An 18201-nucleotide genomic window follows, 5' to 3' on the forward strand; every position below is an offset into this window, starting at 1 on the left:
CGATGGTACTGCAGGGGGGACCCTGTGGGAGAGTAGGACGCCGCCGAACAAATTTTGAAATAGCCTCGTCCCGAGTTGAAGTAATTCAGCTCGGGACGAGGCTTTTTTGCGTTTAGGGTCAGGGGTATGCGCTATGACCTGGTCATCTTCGACAACGACGGCGTCCTCGTCGACAGCGAGCCCCTGTCCAACACCATCCTGGCCGGCTATCTCACCGAGCTCGGGCACCCCACGTCGTACGAGGAATCGATACGCGACTACATGGGGTCGGCGATGCACCGTATTCACGACCTCGTCCTGGAGCGGACCGGGCGGCGGCTGCCGGAGGACTTCGACGAGGTTTTTCACGGGCGGGTCTTCGCGGCTTTCGAGCGGGAGCTGCGGCCGGTGCCGGGGGTGACGGACGTCTTGGAGAAGCTGGCCGCGGACGGCATTCCGTACTGCGTCGGTTCGTCCGGGAGCCATGCGCGGATCCGGGTGGGGCACCGGGCGACGGGGCTGGACCGGTGGTTCGGGCCGGAGCGGGTTTTCTCCTCGCAGGACGTGGGGCGGGGGAAGCCGGCGCCGGATCTCTTTCTGCACGCGGCGCGGGAGATGGGTGTGGCGCCCGAGCGGTGTGCGGTGATTGAGGACAGTCCGCTGGGGGTGCGGGCGGCGGTTGCTGCGGGGATGGACGTCTATGGGTACACGGCGATGACGCCGGCGGCGAAGCTGGTGGAGGCCGGAGCGACCGCGCTGTTCGGCGGGATGGCGGAGCTGCCGGATCTGCTGTGACGCGGCCTCACCCGCCGGACATAGGTCGGAATTGCTGGTGTGATCCATCTACCCAGCGGTAGCCGGGAGTTCTACGCTGAGCGGCCATGACGGCCCCTCTGGCACCGGGAGCGCAGCTGCGGCACGGCCGGGTTTCGCTCGCCCTCAGCTTCTTCGTCCAGGGTGCGGTCTTCGCCCTCCTCGTGACACGTATCCCGGCGATTCAGGACCGGTACGGGATTTCGGACGGGCTGCTGCCGGTGTTCCTGGCGGCGGTGCCGGTGCTGGCCGGCGTCGGCAGCATCGTCACCGAGCAGCTGGTGAAGCGGGTGCGGCCGAGCCGGGTGCTGCGGTGCGTACAGCCGGTGGTGTGCCTGGCGTTGCTGGCCGTCGGGTCGGTCGGGTCGATGGCGCAGGTGGCCGTGGCACTGGCGGCGTTCGGGCTGGCGGTAGGGGCGCTGGACGCCTCGATGAACATGCTCGGGGTGAGCCTGCAGCGCGCGTACGGGCGGAGCATCATGCTCGGCTTCCACGCCGCGTACAGCCTGGGCGGCATCGTGGGGGCGTCGCTGGCCTGGGCGGGGGCGCACTGGAAGCTGTCGCTGGGGCTGCTGTACGGGCCGGTGGTGGCGGTGCTGGTGCCGTTGGCGGTGGTGGTGGGCCGATGGTTCGTGGACCAGCGGGACGTGGCCGGGCCGGGAAGGCCAGAGCCCGGGCAGCCTGCGGAGGCCGCCCCCGGTACCCCTGGCACCCCAGGCGCCCCCGACGCCCCCTCCGCCTCCGTAGCTCCCGCAGTCTCTGCCGCGGCCGTGACTCCCGTCGCGATGCGGCTGCTGTTGCCGTTGTGTCTGGTGATGGCGTTCGCCTATATAGGCGACTCGACGGTGTCCAACTGGAGCGCCAAGTATCTGCAGGACGTCCTGGGGAGCTCCGAGCAGCTCGCCACGGTGCCGTACAACGTCTACATGGTCACCACGCTGCTCGGGCGGGCGGTGGGGGACCTGGGGGTGCGGCGGTTCGGTGCGGTGGCGGTGGTGCGGTGCGGGACCGTGGTGGCGGCGGGCGGCTTCGCGGTGGTGGCCGCGGCGCCGGGGGCCTGGGCGGGGATGGCGGGGTTCACGCTGCTGGGGCTGGGGCTGTGTGTGATCGTGCCGCAGACGTTCGCGGCGGCCGGGCGGTACGCGTACGACAGCCAGGGTGCCGGGGCTTCGGACATGGCCGTCGCGCGGCTGAACATCTTCAATTACGTGGGCTTTCTGATCGGTTCTCCGTTGGTGGGGGCGCTGGGCGACGCCTGGAGTTATCGGGGGGCGATGCTGGTGCCGATGGCGCTGGTGCTGGTGACGCTCGTGTATGCCCGCTCGTTCGGTGCGCCGCGGGCCGGATACGGTGACAGGCATGAGCGGCCGCGCACAGCTGATGTGGGATGAGGCAGTAACGGGCTACAACTTCGGGCCCGGGCACCCGATGGACCCGGTCAGGCTCGCGCTGACCATGCGTCTGGTCGAGGCGTTCGAGCTGGACCGCGGGCCGTTGGAAGTGGTCGCGGCCAAGCCGGCCGGGGACTCCACGCTGCGGCTGGTGCACCGCCAGGACTACATCGAGGCGGTCCGCCGGGCGTCGGCGGATCCGGCCGCCGCGGACCTCTCGTACGGGCTGGGGACGGCCGACGATCCGGCGTTCGCGGGGATGCACGAGGTGTCCGCGCTGATCGCCGGGCAGTCGGTCGGGGCCGCGGAGGCGGTCTGGCGCGGTGACGCGGCGCACGCCGTGAACTTCGCCGGCGGGCTGCACCACGGGATGCCGGGCGGCGCGTCCGGATTCTGCATCTACAACGACGCGTCGCTGGCGATCGCCCGGCTGCTGGAGCTGGGTGCCGAGCGGATCGCGTACGTCGATGTGGACGTTCACCACGGTGATGGTGTGCAGGCGGCCTTCTGGGACGATCCGCGGGTCCTGACGATCTCGCTGCACGAGCATCCGCGGACGCTGTTCCCGCAGACCGGCTGGCCAGAGGAGACCGGCGGGGAGGGCGCGGCCGGCAGCGCGGTGAACGTGGCGCTGCCCGCCGGGACCGGGGACGAGGGCTGGCTGCGGGCCTTCCACGCCGTAGTGCCGGAGCTGCTGGGTGCGTTCCGGCCGCAGGTGCTGGTGACGCAGCACGGCGCCGACACGCACTTCGAGGACCCGCTGGCGCACCTCGCGGTGAGCCTGGACGCCCAGCGGGCGGTGGCCGAGTCCTGTCACTCGCTGGCGCACGAGCATGCGGACGGCCGGTGGGTCGCGCTCGGGGGCGGCGGCTATGCGGTGGTGGACGTGGTGCCGCGCAGCTGGACGCATCTGACGGCGATCGCGGCCGGGCGGCCGATCGAGCCGACCACCGTGGTGCCGGAGTCCTGGCGGCACGAAGTGTTCCGGCGGACGCGCCAGTTGGCGCCGCAGCGGATGACGGACGGCCGGACGCCGCAGTGGCGGGATTTCCTCGACGGCGGTTACGACCCGGCCGACCGGCTGGACCAGGCGGTGCTGGCCACCCGGCGGGCGGTGTTCCCGGCGCACGGTCTGCTGCCGTAGCGGAGGCCGACGGAACGGGGTGGCGGCCGGATGCGCCCGGATGTGTGACTACCCGTCGGTTGGGGCATCGACCGGCCGGCCAACGGGTGAGCATGGGCGGCGTGTTGGCCACCGGGGAGCTGCGGGCGCATCTGGTCGGGGCGCGGCTGGCGGGGACGATCGCGACGACCCGGGAGCAGAGTCTGGGGCGCTACCGGCTCTTCGCGGCGCGCGATCCCCGGGTGCTGCTGGGGCTGGACCCCGAGCGGGAGTGGCCGCTCAGCGCACTCCTGCGACTGATGGGACAGAAGTGCGGCGTTTCGGTCGATCCCGCGCACATTTCCGGCCCGGACGTGATCGATCCGGATCGTACGATCGCGGCGCTCGACCGGTTCGCCGACCGGATCGGCGTCGCCGCGGGCCGTGCGGAGCCGGTGCTGCTCGGCACCGGGCACCCGCAGGCGTTACTGGAGTTCTACGCCGGCCTCGCAGACGCCCTCTCGGCGGCGGGCTGCCCCGTCCTCACCCCGGCGTATGGCGTCCGTGTCGACATAGCGACCCGGTTCGGCGTACGCACCCGGGCCCTGGGCTACGTACGGGGAGTCGCGATGTTGCGAGAGACCGGCGTGCGGGGCGCGTCCGGGGCGGGGGGCGTACACACCCATTCGCCGCTGCCGGTACGGACCGTTCTGGCGGCCGCCGCGGACGCCGGAGGGCCGCTTCCGGGGCTGGTGATCGGGGACCACGGATGGGCCTGCGGGGCAGGTCAGCTGGGCATTGAGGCGATCGCGCTGGCGGATTCGGACGACCCGGCTCCGTTCGTCGGACAGGCCGAGGGGCGGCTCTCGGAGGTGGTGCCGCTCGACGATGCCGTCCCGGCCGCGTCCTACCGGCCGCTCATGAGATATGTCCTGGAACGTGTCGGTCTGTCATATTAGGCGGCTGTTCGCTGCTCCTCTTCCCCACTCGCATCACCCGCCCCTAATCTGGGGAGTGAGCGCATAGCGACGAAGAGTCACCGGAGGGGAAGCCGGTGACCGTCTTATGCGGAAGGTGCAGGTGTGTTCATGGCTGCTGACCAGAGGCCTCTGAACGAGGTCGTGTTCCTTACGGTGGCGGAAGTTGCCACGGTGATGCGAGTGTCCAAGATGACCGTGTACCGCTTGGTGCACAGCGGTCATCTGCCCGCGATTCGGGTGGGGAGGTCATTCCGGGTGCCGGAGCAGGCCGTTCACGACTACCTCCGGGAGTCCTACGTGGGGGTGGAATCGGCCTGACGGACACCTCGCCGACCCTCGGATTACGCCGTTCGCCCGGCGCCGGGTAGGCTGGCCCGATGTAGGTAGTGTGGGCTCGGACGCCCCGCACCGAGTGATTCGAAGTGAGCGAGGGTAGTCGTGGGCTCTGTTATCAAGAAGCGGCGCAAGCGGATGGCCAAGAAGAAGCACCGCAAGCTGCTCAAGCGCACCCGTGTTCAGCGTCGTAACAAGAAGTAAGCGACGCTGATCGCGATTTCGCAGCCCCCCATCGCCGTGGTGCGGTCGGGGGCTGCGGCGCGTTGTGGGCCGTATGGACGGTGGTGGGACGGAAATGTCGTCGTGGGCATCCCGTGGTCATCACTGCGCAACACCGACCCGATAGCGTTGACCGCACAGCTGGGCTACGCGCAGGTCGCGGCGGGAAGGTAGGGCTGATCTTGGGCAAGGTCGTGCTCGTCACGGGAGTCGCACGGCAGCTGGGCGGCAGATTCGTCCGCCGGATCCGGCGCGAGCCGGACGTCGACCGGGTGATCGGGGTCGACGCGGTGGCTCCCGAGCACCATCTGGGCGGCGCCGAATTCCTCAGGGCCGACATCCGGCACCCGGCGATCGCCCGGGTCCTGGCCGAAACCGGCGTCGACACCGTGGTCCATATGGACATCAACGGGACGCCGTTGGGCAAGCGCGGCGGCCGCACCTCGGTGAAGGAAACCAACGTCATCGGGACGATGCAGCTGCTGGGCGCCTGCCAGAAGGCCCCGAACGTCGAGCGCGTGGTCATCAAGTCCAGCACCAGCGTCTACGGCTCGGCGCCCCGCGACCCGGCCGTCTTCACCGAGACCACCACCCCGAAGTCGCTGCCCAGCGGAGGCTTCGCCAAGGACATCGTCGAGGTCGAAGGGTACGTCCGCGGCTTCGCGCGGCGCCGGCCGGACGTGGCCGTCTGCATCCTGCGGTTCGCCAACATCCTCGGGCCGTGCGCGGATTCCCCGCTCGCCGAGTACTTCTCGCTGCCCGTCCTGCCCACCGTCCTCGGTTACGACCCGCGGCTGCAGTTCGTCCATGAGGACGACGCCCTCGACGTGCTGCGGATCGCCGCCGCCGCGCCGCGCCGGGGCACGCTCAACAGCGGCACCTTCAACATCGCCGGCGACGGCGTCCTGCTGCTCTCGCAGACCTCCCGGCGGCTCGGCCGGCCCACCCTGCCGCTCTTCCTGCCGACGGTGACCTGGGCCGGTACCGCGCTGCGGTCCGTCGGCATCACGGACTTCTCGCCGGAACAGATCCGGCTGCTCACGCACGGCAGGGTCGTCGAGACGACGCAGATGCGCGAGACACTGGGATTCCACCCCAAGTACACGACGGCGGAGGCCTTCGCGGAATTCGCCCGCAGCCGCGGACCCGGGCTGCTGCCGCCCGAGTCCCTCGCCCGCACCGTCGACCGGCTCGCCGGCGTGCTCACCGCACGCCGGACCCCGGCCCAGTGAGGAGGTCACCCACCATGGCGGACGCCAAGGTCATTCCCTTCGGTGAGGAGCCCCGTGCGCGCCGGAAGGCCCGGCGGGCCGGGCGCGGCGGGCGCGGTGCCGCGCTGGCGCCCGTACCGGAGGCCCGGACCGAGCACCCGCCGGCGGCACCCCCGCAGCCCCGGCCGCGCTCCCTGGACGAGCGGATCGCGGGCGGCCTGGCGTTCCTGCGCCGCCGGATCACCGGCGACTACGAGGTCGACGATTTCGGCTACGACGAGGAACTGACCGACCAGGTCCTGATGTCGCTGCTGCGGCCCTTCGCCGAGAAGTACTTCCGGGTCGAGGTCAAGGGCATCGAGAACATCCCGGCGGACGGCGGGGCGCTGGTCGTCGCGAACCACTCCGGGACGCTGCCGCTGGACGGCCTGATGCTGCAGGTCGCGGTGCACGACAACCACCCGGCGCAGCGTCATCTACGGCTGCTGGCGGCGGATTTGGTGTTCGTGCTGCCGGTGATAAACGAGCTGGCGCGCAAGGCCGGGCACACCCTCGCCTGTGCGGAGGACGCCCAGCGGCTGCTGGAGCGCGGCGAGATCGTCGGGGTGATGCCGGAGGGCTTCAAGGGCATCGGCAAGCCCTTCGCGGACCGCTACAAGCTGCAGCGCTTCGGGCGGGGCGGATTCGTGTCGACGGCGCTGAAGGCCGGGGTGCCGATCGTGCCGTGCTCGATCGTGGGCGCCGAGGAGATCTACCCGATGATCGGGAACGCCAAGACCCTGGCGCGGGTGCTGGGGCTGCCGTACTTCCCGATCACTCCGACGTTCCCGTGGCTGGGCCCGCTGGGCGCGGTACCGCTGCCGACGAAGTGGACGATCCAGTTCGGCGAGCCGATCCCGACCGACGGCTATCCGCCGGAGGCGGCGGACGACCCGATGCTGATGTTCAACCTCACCGACCAGGTGCGCGAAACGATTCAGCACACCCTCTACAAGCTGCTGGTGCAGCGGCGGTCGGTGTTCTTCTAAGCCCCCAAGCTGCTGGTGCGGCAGCGTTCGGTGTTCTTCCGACGGTGCCGTGGTGCGGCGGCTCGTCGTGTGGAGAGCATCGAACGCCGCCGCACCGGGCGCGGCGGGGCGTTATTTCGGGAGGTCCTGGCCGTCGATGCCCAGGCCGGGCAGCAGGCCCGGGAGCAGCGGGGGCAGGGTGACGTCGGGGTGGCCGCCGGGGTGGCCTCCCGTGCCGTGGCCGGCGTCGTGCGGGGACGGGCTGCCGGACTTCTCCTGCGGGTCGAGCAGACCGCCCGTGTTGCCGCCGAGCAGACCGTCCTCCTGGGACGGGGAGGCCGACGGACGCGGGGCGTGCCGGCCCGCGGAGTGGCCCGTGGCGGCGGAGCCGTGGCCGGAGGGGGCCGGGCGGCCGTCGGAGCCGGAGCCGGTGCCCGCGGAGGCCGGGGTGTTGCGCGGGTGGCTCTTGCCGTCCGGGGCCTGCGGCAGCAGCGAACGGAGCGGACCGACCTCTTGGTCTATGGCGTCGAAGACCGAGCTGACCTGGTCGCGGACGTCCATGAGCTGCACCGGGAGCTTGTCGCGCAGCTGTGACCACGTGCCGCGGTGGGACCGGGTGAAGGAGTTCAGCGCCTGGATGGGGCCGAGCGAGCCGTCCCGTTCGTAGGCCGCGTGCAGCAGGCGGTGGCCCTCGCCCGCGTCGTGTTTCACCCCGGACAGGGCGCGGCGGACCTCGCCGAGCGACTCGTGGTCGAGGTCGGTGGCCCGGGCCCGCTCCATCAGGCGGCGCGCCTCGAACATGCGGGTGGACGCCTGGTCGAGGTAGAGCCGGCCGCGGTCGGAGTCGTCGTCGGCCATGTCGAGCTTGAGGTCCTCCATGCCCCGCTTGAGGCCGTAGAGGCCGTCACCGGGGAGGGCGTCGGAGCTGGCGGCGGCGACCCCGGTGAAGGCTCCGGCCGCGACGCCGACGGTCAGCCCGCCGGCCGCCAGTCCTTTGGAGAGCCGGGAGCGCGGCCGCAGCCGGCCGATCGATTTGTCGGCGCGGTGCGCGCCCTTGTGTTCGCGCTGCTCGGGCACCCTGGCACCCTCGGACGGAGTGCCTTCGGCGAAGGCGGACTCCATCGCGGCGAGGAGCTGGGCGCGCTGGACCGTCTTGACCTCGGCGGCCATCTCCGGCCGTGGAAGCCTCCCGAGACCGTCGGCGACCGCCAACAGCCGTGCCTCGCCCGGCGCCTGTGCCGGATTGTCGACCTGTTCCTCGGCCGCCGTGCCCTTGAGGACCTGCTCCTCCAGGGTCTGGGCGAAGGCGTTGGCCCGCCGGTGCACCGAGACATTCGCGATCACGGGCGGCACCTCCTCTCATCATCCCGCTCGACTCCCCGGACTGGCTTTGACTATCCAGACGGGCCGGACGGTTGCACACCGATGTCCGCGGCCACTCGATCGAGTGAGAGGCAGCGGGCACGGCGTGACCGCATGGAGCCTGCACTCCGCACAACGAGCGGCGCGGCACTCGGGTTACGCACTCACGATGATCTGACCGACCGGGCACGGCCGGTCACCAGGCGTGAGCGTGGCGCGGCGCGCGAAGGGGCGGAGAAGCACGGAACGAGGGGGGGGGTGGGTCAGCGGGCGTCTTCGGGGAGGAGGCGCGCGAGGGTGCGGACGGCGCGGTACTGGAGGGTCTTGATGGCGCCCTCGTTCTTGCCCATGACGCGGGCGGTCTCGGCGACCGAGAGGCCCTGCAGGAACCGCAGCGTGACGCATTCCTGCTGTTGGGGGTTGAGCTTGCGTACCGCCTCCAGGAGGGCGGCGTTGGAGAGGGACTCGAGGACCGACTCCTCGGGGCTGCGCTCGACCTCGTTGGCGTCGAGCATCTCCCCGGTGGTGACTTCCAGGCGGAAGCGCGAGGACTTGAAGTGGTCGGCGACGAGGTTACGGGCGATGGTCACCAGCCAGGCGCCGAAATCACGGCCCTGCCAGGTGAAGGTGCCGATGCGGCGCAGGGCGCGCAGGAACGTCTCACTGGTGAGGTCCTCGGCCGTGGCGCGGCCGCCGACGCGGTAGTAGATGTAGCGGTAGACGGTGTCGGCGTACTGGTCGTAGAGGCGGCCGAAGGCCTCGGCCTCGCCGGCCTGGGCGCGTTCGACGAGGTCCATCATGCGACGGCTGTCGCTGTCGGCGGGGCGCCGGGCGGTGGTCGTGCCGGCGCCGGCGCGGCGGGTTCTGCCGGCGGCCTTGCCGACCGCAGCGCTCCCGTCGGCCAGGGCGTAGCAGGGTCCGGCGGCGGGGACGGCTGAGGCGAATGCGGGGACGGCGTACGCGGTGGGGACGAAACTGCGCAGGTGGTCGACGAGTGTCGTACGCAGCGTAGCCAGGCCCGAGGCGTCAACCCCGACGTGTGGGTACACGGGACTCCCAGAGGCAGAGCTTCCATCACGTGCAGTGCGGGACCGTTCACTCGTCGTAGGGACGTGTGGGTTCCGGATTGCGTCTGAGGAGAATAACGCTTCGCACAGGCAGCGCTACACCCAGTTGCTCAAATCATCGATTACTTACGGTCTGTGACGGGTTGGTGGCAGATCAAGTATCGAATACTGAGCAACTATTGATCGGAAGGGAACGCAATCTGCCTGGTTGGAAGGCGTGTTGTGGTTGTCCCGCGGCGAGGGGACTGACCGGGAGCCCGTGGGGGTAGGGAGTGTGGATGGCCCGCCGCGCCGACGGGCGATCAGTCCTGGTCAGCGGCGGCGGCGCTGGAGCGCGACCGCGGCCGCGGCGCCGCCCGCGAGGGCGCCCACTCCGGCCGCCGCGGGGATGCCGATCTTGGCCGCCTTGCGGCCGGTGCGGTAATCGCGCAGCCGCCATCCGTGTGCCCGGGCGTGCTTGCGCAGTCGGCTGTCCGGGTTGATGGCGTACGGGTGACCGACCAGCGACAGCATCGGGATGTCGTTGGCGGAGTCGCTGTAGGCGGCGCAGTGCGACAGGTCCAGGCCCTCGGCGGCGGCCAGCGCGCGGACCGCTTCGGCCTTGGCCGGGCCGTGCAGCGGTTCGCCGACCAGCTTGCCCGTGTAGATCCCGCCCACGGACTCGGCGACGGTGCCCAGCGCTCCGGTCAGGCCCAGCCGGCGGGCGATGATCGTCGCGGTCTCCACCGGGGCGGCGGTCACCAGCCAGACCTTCTGGCCGGCGTCGAGGTGCGCCTGGGCCAGGGCGCGGGTGCCCGGCCAGACCCGTTCGGCCATGTACTCGTCGTAGATCTCCTCGCCGATGGACATCAGCTCGGAGACGCGGTGGCCCTGGACGATGGACAGCGCGCTGTTGCGGACGTCCGCCATGTGCTCGGGGTTCTCCGAGCCGGCCAGCCGGAAGTAGATCTGCTGCCATGCGAAACGGGCGAGGTCGCGCTTGTGGAAGAAGTGCCGCTTGTACAGGCCGCGGCCGAAGTGGAACAGCGCGGCGCCCTGCATCACGGTGTTGTCGAGGTCGAAGAAGGCGGCGGCCGCGGTGTCCCCGACGACCGGGAACTCCGGTTCGGCCGGGGCCTCCTCGACGGCCTGCGCCTCCTCGGCCTCCTGCGAGGTCTTCCGGGCGGCCTCGGCGGCGGCCTCGCCGGCCAGCACGCTGCGGGCGGTGGCGGGGCGTCGGCGGCGGGGGATCCAGCCCAGGTCGAAGAGGGCCCCGGAGGGCATCCAGCCGGATCGGCGAGCGGGCGAGGGGCGGGCGGCCATGGCGCTAGCGTAGCCAGTTTGTTCGGTGCTTCCGGTTACGGGCGCGTGTCCGGTGGGCCGGGAGCCGCCGACGGTCGCATTACGGCCGACTCGCGGGCGGGCCCGGCCGCCCCGGGACGGCTCAGGCGCCCAGGGCCGTCCGCAGCCGCTGCGGGTCGACGCGCCAGAAGTCGTGCTGGGCGCCGTCGATCAGGACGACCGGAATCTGCTCCCAGTACTTGCGGTGCAGTTCGGCGTCCTCGGTGATGTCCTTCTTCTCCCAGGACGCTCCGGTCTCGGCGCAGACCTTCTCGATCACCGCTTGGGCGTCGTCGCAGAGGTGGCAGCCGGGCTTGCCGACGAGGGTGACCAGCCGGTCGGCGGGGCGCTTGCGGGGGCTGCGGCTGAACAAGGGGGCCATGGAGCCATTGTGCCGGGTCGGCGGGGAAGCGAGGGGGCGGCGGGACGGGCGCCGGGCGGGCCGGGGTCGCTTACCATCGATGGACGATTTGTAGGTTTCCGGGGGGATAGCGACAAGGAGTGCACGCGCGTGTCCCCGTCGGTGCTGCCGTGGTGTGCGGGCGGCGCGAGTGAACGGTGTGACGTGGGAGTTGGTTCCACGGAGGGCCGGAAACGGCGCGTGACCCCCATCACTTTGGCCGGACAAAGCGGACACCATCTTTGTGCACGCGTTCACAAAGACATAGCCTGCAGTAGACAGGGCGGTCGGGTTCCATACGGTCGCCCGCAGCCCCGCTCTACCCGCAGGAGCACCGTGGCAACTGGCCGAACTCACCGACCGGCGACCCGAAGCCGAGGCATCCCCGAGGCCACCGTCGCCCGGCTTCCGTTGTATCTGCGCGCACTGACCGCGCTCTCCGAGCGCTCGGTGCCCACGGTCTCGTCCGAGGAACTCGCGGCCGCGGCGGGGGTCAACTCCGCCAAGCTCCGCAAGGACTTCTCCTACCTCGGCTCCTACGGGACCCGCGGCGTGGGCTACGACGTGGAGTACCTCGTCTACCAGATCTCGCGCGAGCTGGGCCTGACCCAGGACTGGCCGGTCGTCATCGTCGGTATCGGTAACCTCGGCGCCGCCCTCGCCAACTACGGCGGCTTCGCCTCCCGCGGCTTCCGCGTCGCCGCGCTGATCGACGCGGACCCGGCCATGGCCGGCAAGCCGGTCGCCGGCATCGCGGTCCAGCACACCGACGAGCTGGAGCACATCATCGAGAGCAACGGCGTCTCGATCGGCGTGATCGCCACGCCGGCCGGCGCCGCCCAGCAGGTCTGCGACCGCCTCGTCGCGGCCGGCGTCACCTCGATCCTCAACTTTGCCCCGACCGTGCTGACCGTCCCCGACGGGGTCGACGTCCGCAAGGTCGACCTGTCGATAGAACTGCAGATCCTCGCCTTCCACGAGCAGCGCAAGGCCGGCGAGGAAACCCCCGAGGGCGGTGCCCCGGCCACCTCCGGCCGTGCCGCCGCCGTCGCGGCCGCGGCCGAAGCCGCCGCCGCGGCCGACCGCAAGGGACCTGACGGGGACGTGCCCGCCGTGATGCCGGCATGAGCGAGCGCAGCGAGCGAATCATGGAAAGGTGCGTCACAGGCGAAGGCTGTGCCTCGCGAAGCGAGGTGCGAGCATGAGTCTTCTCGTCGTGGGACTGAGCCACCGCAGTGCGCCGGTGAGCGTGCTGGAGCGGGCCGCGCTCGACCCTGAGGCGCGCGGCAAGCTGCTGCAGGACGCGGTGTCGGCCGAGCCGGTCACCGAGTCCTCGGTGCTGTCCACCTGCAACCGCATCGAGCTCTACGCCGACGTGGACAAGTTCCACGCCGGTGTCGCCGAGCTGTCCACCCTCCTGGCCCGCCACAGCGGCGTCGACCTGGAGGAGCTGACCCCCTACCTCTACGTCCACTACGAGGACCGCGCCGTCCACCACCTCTTCTCGGTGGCCTGCGGCCTGGACTCGATGGTCGTCGGCGAGGGCCAGATCCTCGGGCAGATCAAGGACGCGCTGGCCGTCGCGCAGGAACAGCACACCGCCGGACGGCTGCTCAACGACCTCTTCCAGCAGGCCCTGCGGGTCGGCAAGCGCGCCCACAGCGAGACCGGCATCGACAAGGCCGGCCAGTCGCTGGTCACCTTCGGCCTGGAGCAGCTCGCGGCCGGCCGGGACGTCGAGGGCTGGGTGCACGGCAAGCGCGCGCTGGTCATCGGCGCCGGCTCGATGTCGTCGCTGGCCGCCACCACCCTCGTCCGCAACGGCATCGGCGAGCTGGCGGTCGCCAACCGCACCGTCGCGCGCGCCGAGCGGCTGGTGGCCATCCTCACCGAACCCGGCGGGCCCGGCGCGGCAGGCGGCCTGACCGCCCGCGCGGTGGCGATGGCCGGCGTCGAGGACGAGCTCGCGCTCGCCGACATCGTGGTGTCCTGTACCGGCGCGACCGGCCTGGTCCTCACGGGCGGGACGGTCGCCGCCGCCCGCGCCGGCCGCACCGCGCCGCTGGCGCTGCTCGACCTCGCCATGCCGCGCGACATCGACGCCGCGGTGCACCGCATCGAGGGCGCCCACCTCGTCGACATCGAGTCGCTCGCCGACGCCTCCGCGGACGCCCCGATGGCGGCCGACGTGGACAAGGTGCGCGGCATCGTCTCCGACGAGGTCGCCGCCTTCGGCGCCGCCCAGCGGGCCGCGCACATCACCCCCACCGTGGTCGCCCTGCGCACCATGGCCGCGGACGTCGTCACGAGCGAGATCGCCCGGCTCGACGGCCGCCTCCCCGACCTGGACGACAAGCAGCGCGCCGAGATCACCCAGACCGTGCGCCGCGTCGTCGACAAGCTCCTGCACGCGCCCACCGTGCGGGTCAAGCAGCTCGCCAGCGAACCCGGCGGCGCCGGGTACGCGGACGCGCTGCGCGAACTCTTCGATCTCGACCCCCAGACTGTCGCCGCCGTCAGCCGGGCCGATACCCGCGGCGGCAGTCATGAAGCACGGGAGCGGGCATGAAAGACAGCACCAACAGACCACTGCGGCTGGGCACCCGCCGCAGTGCGCTCGCCATGGCCCAGTCCGGGCAGGTCGCCGAGGCGGTGCGCGAGCTCACCGGCCGCCCCGTCGAACTGGTGGAGATCACCACGTACGGCGACACCTCCCGCGAGCACCTCGCGCAGATCGGCGGCACCGGCGTCTTCGTCTCCGCACTGCGCGACGCGCTGCTCGACGGGGACATCGACTTCGCCGTCCACTCGCTCAAGGACCTGCCCACCACGCAGCCCGAGTCGCTCGCCCTGGCCGCGATCCCCGTACGGGAAGACCCCCGTGACGCGCTGATCGCCCGGGACCGGCTCACCTTCGAGGAGCTCACCGCCGACCCGGACCGCGTCGCCCGCATCGGCACCGGCTCCCCCCGGCGGATGGCGCAGCTCAACGCGTGGGCCCGCGTGCTGGGCCGGCACATCGAGACGGTGCCGATACGCGGGAACATCGACACCCGCATCGGTTTCGTCGAGAAGGGCGAACTGGACGCGGTCGTGCTGGCCGCGGCCGGCCTCACCCGCATCGGCCGGATCGACGAGGCGGCGCAACTGCTGTCGCCCGACGTGGTTCTGCCCGCCCCCGGCCAGGGGGCACTGGCGATCGAGTGTGCCGCCGCCAATGCGGACCTCGCCGCCACGCTCGCCGAGCTCGACGACCCGGACACCCGGGCCGCCGTGACCGCCGAGCGTTCCCTGCTCGCCGCCCTGGAGGCCGGCTGTTCCGCACCCGTCGGGGCGCTGGCCGACCTTTCCCCAAGCTCTCGACTTCGTTCGAGCAGGGGAGGCCCCCAGGCTGACGAGCAGGCTTTCACCGAATTGCACCTGCGCGGTGTCGTCGGCACGACCGACGGCAGCACGCTGGTGCAGCTGTCCACCACCGGGCACGTACCCGCCTCTCCCGACGAGACGTCGGTTCCGCAGCAGCTGGGCCGCGAACTCGCCGCCGAGATGCTCGCCAAGGGTGCGGCCGGTCTTATGGGGGAGCGAGCACTTTGAACCCCACCGCCCCTAACCACTCCGCCTCCGGTCAGGTCACCTTCCTGGGTGCCGGGCCGGGTGACCCGGGTCTGCTGACGCTGCGTGCCGTGGAGGCGCTGGCCTCCGCGGACGTACTGGTCGCCGACCCGCAGGTGCTCGACGTCGTGCGTGTACATACGCGCGCGCAGGTGGACACACCACTGCAGGCGTCAGCTGACGAGGCGTCAATCCCCGCCGACATCCCCACCCTTAGGGACGCCGCCAATCTTGTCATGGCGGCCGCCCGGGCGGGCAAGCGGGTCGTCCGGGCGGTCACCGGCGACCCCGGTCTGGACGGGAACGTCGCCGAGGAGATGCTGGCCTGCGCCGCCGAGGGCATCGTCTTCGAGGTCGTGCCCGGCATCGCCGCGGCCGTCGGCGTGCCCGCGTACGCCGGTGTGCCGCTGCGCGACGCCGAGGGCACCGACGTGCGCTTCGTCGACGCCCGCAGCGCCGATGACCGCTGCTGGTCGGAGCTGGGCACCAGCGACGCCACCGCGGTCGTCTCCACCACCCTCGACGCGGTGGCCGCGGCCGCCGGCGAGCTGGTCACCGCGGGCCGCAAGCCCGACACCCCGATGACTGTCACCGTCGCCGGCACCACCACCCGCCAGCGCACCTGGACAGCCACCCTCGGGTCGGTCGCCCAGGTGCTCAAGGCCGCCAAGGTGCTGCCGTCGCCGGACGGCGGCCAGCCGGTCATAGCCGTGGTCGGTGAGCGCAGTGCCGCCGCGCAGCGCGACCGGCTCTCGTGGTTCGAGTCCAAGCCGCTGTTCGGCTGGCGGGTGCTCGTACCGCGGACGAAGGAGCAGGCCGCGTCGCTCTCCGACCAGCTCGTCTCGTACGGCGCGGTGCCGCACGAGGTCCCGACCATCGCCGTCGAACCGCCGCGCACCCCGCAGCAGATGGAGCGCGCGGTCAAGGGCCTGGTCACCGGCCGCTACGAGTGGATCGCCTTCACGTCGGTCAACGCCGTCAAGGCCGTCCGTGAGAAGTTCGAGGAGTACGGGCTCGACGCCCGGGCCTTCGCGGGCATCAAGGTCGCCGCGGTGGGCGAGCAGACCGCCAAGGCGCTGGTCGCCTTCGGCGTGAAGCCCGACCTGGTTCCGTCCGGCGAGCAGTCCGCCGCCGGTCTGCTGGAGGACTGGCCGCCGTACGACCCCGTCTTCGACCCGATCGACCGGGTCTTCCTGCCCCGGGCCGACATCGCCACCGAGACCCTGGTGGCCGGCCTGATCGAGCTGGGCTGGGAGGTCGACGACGTCACCGCCTACCGGACCGTGCGGGCCTCGCCGCCGCCGGCCGAGACCCGCGAGGCGATCAAGGGCGGCGGCTTCGACGCCGTGCTCTTCACCTCCTCGTCGACCGTGCGGAACCTCGTCGGCATCGCCGGCAAGCCGCACAACGTGACCGTGATCGCCTGCATCGGCCCGGCCACCGCCAAGACGGCCGAGGAGCACGGGCTGCGCGTCGACGTGATGTCGCCGGAGCCGTCCGTGCACAAGCTGGCCGAGGCCCTCGCGGACTTCGGCGCGGCGCGCCGGGACGCGGCGATCGAGGCCGGCGACCCGGTCACCCGCCCCAGCGAGCGCAGGCCGGGCTCGCGGCGGCGGGCCCGCAGCTGACGGCGGTACGTCAGCGCTACGGCGGCGGACCGCAGCGGTCCGACAGCGTTTCGCGCCCCGCGCCCGGTGATCCGGGCGCGGGGCGCGGCGCGTTGGGGCCCGGGAGGGGCGCCCCGCCCGCCGGGCGGCTGCCGACGATGCGTCGGCAAAGGCGGGTGCGGGGCGGGCGTAGCGTGGTGGGCATGACGAAGTACGGAAGCTTCCCCGGTGCGCGGCCGCGGCGGCTGCGCACCACCCCGGCGATGCGCCGGATGGTCGCCGAGTACCGGCTGCACCCGGCCGACTTGATCCTCCCGGCGTTCGTCCGGGAGGGCATCGGTGAGCCGGCGCCGATCTCCGCGATGCCGGGCGTCGTCCAGCACACCCGCGACACCCTCCGCAAGGCCGCCGTCGAGGCGGTGGAGGCGGGGGTCGCCGGGATCATGCTGTTCGGCGTGCCGCTGGACGAGAAGAAGGACGCCGCGGGCACCGCCGGCACCGACCCCGACGGCATCCTGCAGGTCGCCATCCGGGACGTCCGCGCCGAGGTCGGCGACGACCTGGTGATCATGTCGGACCTGTGCCTGGACGAGTACACCGACCACGGCCACTGCGGGGTCCTGGACGCCGCCGGGCGGGTCGACAACGACGCGACGCTGGAGCGCTACGCCGAGATGGCGCAGGTCCAGGCCGACGCGGGCGTCCACGTCGTGGGTCCCAGCGGCATGATGGACGGGCAGGTCGGAGTGATCCGGGACGCCCTGGACCAGACCGGCCACGAGGACGTGTCGATCCTCGCCTACACGGCGAAGTACTCCTCGGCGTTCTACGGCCCGTTCCGCGAGGCGGTGGGCTCGTCGCTGAAGGGCGACCGCAAGACGTACCAGCAGGACCCGGGCAACCTCCGCGAGTCGCTGCGCGAGCTGGCGCTCGACCTGGACGAGGGCGCCGACATGGTCATGGTCAAGCCGGCGCTGCCCTACCTGGACGTACTGGCGAAGGTCGCCGACGCGGTGGACGTGCCGGTGGCCGCGTACCAGATCTCCGGCGAGTACGCGATGGTCGAGGCGGCCGCCGAGAAGGGCTGGATCGACCGCGACAGGGCGATCCTGGAGACCCTGACGGGCATCAAGCGGGCCGGCGCGAACATGATCCTCACGTACTGGGCGACGGAGGTCGCGCGGGGGCTGTGAGGTGCCCGGCGCCTTCGCTCCCTGAGAATCCTGAGAACAAGCTCCCGTCCCGGTTTCCGGTGCGGGAGCTTTGTCTTGCTTGTCAGGTTTTGACTGCCGTACGCGGGGCACGGACTCGATGTTGACGAAGACCGCGACTGAGCGAGGAGCGGGTCACCGTGACTGCCAAGGACACCATGAAGGCCAAAGGCGCCCAGGTCATCGGCACCATGAAGGAGGTCGTCGGCAAGGCGACCCACAACCGCAAGCTGCAGGCCGAAGGCAAGGCCGAGAAGACGGCCGGGCACGGCCTGGACGCGAAGGAGAAGGCGACGCATCGGCTGCGCCGGCATTGAGCCCACGCAGTTGTCTGCGGCGCCGCGGGGCTCGGTCGCCGTTGCGCTTTGCGGCGCCCCCGTACGTAGCTCTCTGCGGCGCCGCGGGTCGTCTCGCCGTTGCGCCTGCGGCGGGCTGGGTTTGTGGTGGGTGCGGTGACGAGCCTCCGGGGCCGGTTGTGTGGACTGCTGTCGCTTTACGTCCACACAACCGGCCCCTCCGGCCCGTCCCCTCCCGTGAGGGGGGAGTGTGCGGGTGAGTGGGGGCGCGCGTTGTGGCACGTACCC

Annotated in this window: 18 protein-coding genes; 14 read left to right on the forward strand and 4 right to left on the reverse strand. The window is 71.6% G+C overall.

Annotated features, from left to right (window positions below; genetic code table 11):
- Positions 1–126: 126 nt before the first annotated feature.
- The 8 genes from ACGF4C_RS38725 (at position 127) to ACGF4C_RS38760 (ending at position 7059) form a co-directional block, all read left to right on the forward strand.
- A complete protein-coding gene (locus tag ACGF4C_RS38725) occupies positions 127–774 on the forward strand; it encodes an HAD family hydrolase (protein WP_393573279.1) in 648 nt (215 codons plus the stop codon).
- Between the two features lie 86 nt (positions 775–860).
- Positions 861–2183 carry an MFS transporter gene (locus tag ACGF4C_RS38730; protein WP_393573281.1) on the forward strand — a complete coding sequence of 441 codons (1323 nt, stop codon included), beginning with the start codon at positions 861–863 and terminating at the stop codon, positions 2181–2183.
- Positions 2152–3327 (forward strand): acetoin utilization protein AcuC, encoded by a 1176-nt coding sequence (locus ACGF4C_RS38735; protein ID WP_393573283.1) that lies wholly within the window; start codon positions 2152–2154, stop codon positions 3325–3327. Before ACGF4C_RS38730 ends, ACGF4C_RS38735 begins: the two co-directional genes overlap by 32 nt.
- A 101-nt stretch (positions 3328–3428) precedes the next feature.
- The gene (locus tag ACGF4C_RS38740; protein WP_393573285.1) at positions 3429–4244 is read left to right on the forward strand and encodes a phosphatase; all 816 of its coding nucleotides are present in this window, start codon (positions 3429–3431) and stop codon (positions 4242–4244) included.
- 129 nt (positions 4245–4373) lie between these two features.
- Positions 4374–4583 carry a helix-turn-helix domain-containing protein gene (locus tag ACGF4C_RS38745; protein WP_014144137.1) on the forward strand — a complete coding sequence of 70 codons (210 nt, stop codon included), beginning with the start codon at positions 4374–4376 and terminating at the stop codon, positions 4581–4583.
- Positions 4584–4703: 120 nt separating this feature from the next.
- Complete coding sequence (locus ACGF4C_RS38750; RefSeq protein WP_003948845.1) at positions 4704–4802, forward strand: 30S ribosomal protein bS22; 99 nt, start codon at positions 4704–4706, stop codon at positions 4800–4802.
- A 200-nt stretch (positions 4803–5002) separates the two neighbouring features.
- The gene (locus ACGF4C_RS38755; RefSeq protein ID WP_201810669.1) at positions 5003–6052 is read left to right on the forward strand and encodes an NAD-dependent epimerase/dehydratase family protein; all 1050 of its coding nucleotides are present in this window, start codon (positions 5003–5005) and stop codon (positions 6050–6052) included.
- A 14-nt stretch (positions 6053–6066) separates the two neighbouring features.
- Entirely contained in the window at positions 6067–7059 is a 993-nt protein-coding gene (locus ACGF4C_RS38760; RefSeq protein WP_030416667.1) for a lysophospholipid acyltransferase family protein, read from the forward strand.
- Between the two features lie 111 nt (positions 7060–7170).
- Here ACGF4C_RS38760 and ACGF4C_RS38765 read toward each other — a convergent pair whose 3' ends face one another.
- The 4 genes from ACGF4C_RS38765 to ACGF4C_RS38780 form a co-directional block, all read right to left on the reverse strand.
- Positions 7171–8382, reverse strand: a complete 1212-nt coding sequence (locus ACGF4C_RS38765) for a DUF5667 domain-containing protein (protein WP_393573288.1) — start codon at positions 8380–8382, stop codon at positions 7171–7173.
- A 281-nt stretch (positions 8383–8663) separates the two neighbouring features.
- Positions 8664–9449, reverse strand: coding sequence for an ECF subfamily RNA polymerase sigma factor, BldN family (locus ACGF4C_RS38770; protein WP_030416665.1), 786 nt, complete (start codon positions 9447–9449; stop codon positions 8664–8666).
- 330 nt (positions 9450–9779) lie between these two features.
- Positions 9780–10730: an HAD family hydrolase gene (locus ACGF4C_RS38775; protein ID WP_393573302.1), complete on the reverse strand. Its 951-nt coding sequence runs from the start codon at positions 10728–10730 to the stop codon at positions 9780–9782.
- 160 nt (positions 10731–10890) lie between these two features.
- A complete protein-coding gene (locus tag ACGF4C_RS38780; protein ID WP_030804011.1) occupies positions 10891–11169 on the reverse strand; it encodes a glutaredoxin family protein in 279 nt (92 codons plus the stop codon).
- A gap of 354 nt (positions 11170–11523) precedes the next feature.
- On the opposite strand from ACGF4C_RS38780, the gene ACGF4C_RS38785 reads away from it, so the two are divergent.
- The 6 genes from ACGF4C_RS38785 (at position 11524) to ACGF4C_RS38810 (ending at position 17934) form a co-directional block, all read left to right on the forward strand.
- Positions 11524–12315, forward strand: a complete 792-nt coding sequence (locus ACGF4C_RS38785; protein ID WP_030416662.1) for a redox-sensing transcriptional repressor Rex — start codon at positions 11524–11526, stop codon at positions 12313–12315.
- A 73-nt stretch (positions 12316–12388) separates the two neighbouring features.
- A complete protein-coding gene (locus ACGF4C_RS38790) occupies positions 12389–13756 on the forward strand; it encodes a glutamyl-tRNA reductase (RefSeq protein WP_393573292.1) in 1368 nt (455 codons plus the stop codon).
- The gene (gene hemC, locus ACGF4C_RS38795; RefSeq protein WP_393573294.1) at positions 13753–14781 is read left to right on the forward strand and encodes a hydroxymethylbilane synthase; all 1029 of its coding nucleotides are present in this window, start codon (positions 13753–13755) and stop codon (positions 14779–14781) included. The genes ACGF4C_RS38790 and hemC overlap by 4 nt, the downstream gene beginning before the upstream one ends.
- On the forward strand, positions 14778–16427 hold the full coding sequence (locus ACGF4C_RS38800) for a uroporphyrinogen-III synthase (protein WP_393573296.1): 1650 nt from the start codon (positions 14778–14780) through the stop codon (positions 16425–16427). The genes hemC and ACGF4C_RS38800 overlap by 4 nt, the downstream gene beginning before the upstream one ends.
- A 182-nt stretch (positions 16428–16609) precedes the next feature.
- A complete protein-coding gene (gene hemB, locus ACGF4C_RS38805) occupies positions 16610–17599 on the forward strand; it encodes a porphobilinogen synthase (protein WP_393573298.1) in 990 nt (329 codons plus the stop codon).
- Positions 17600–17757: 158 nt separating this feature from the next.
- Positions 17758–17934 (forward strand): CsbD family protein, encoded by a 177-nt coding sequence (locus ACGF4C_RS38810; RefSeq protein WP_393573300.1) that lies wholly within the window; start codon positions 17758–17760, stop codon positions 17932–17934.
- Positions 17935–18201: the final 267 nt, after the last annotated feature.

It is taken from the genome of Streptomyces sp. NPDC048197, assembly GCF_043202395.1.
Classification (GTDB): Bacteria; Actinomycetota; Actinomycetes; order Streptomycetales; family Streptomycetaceae; genus Streptomyces; species Streptomyces siderophoricus.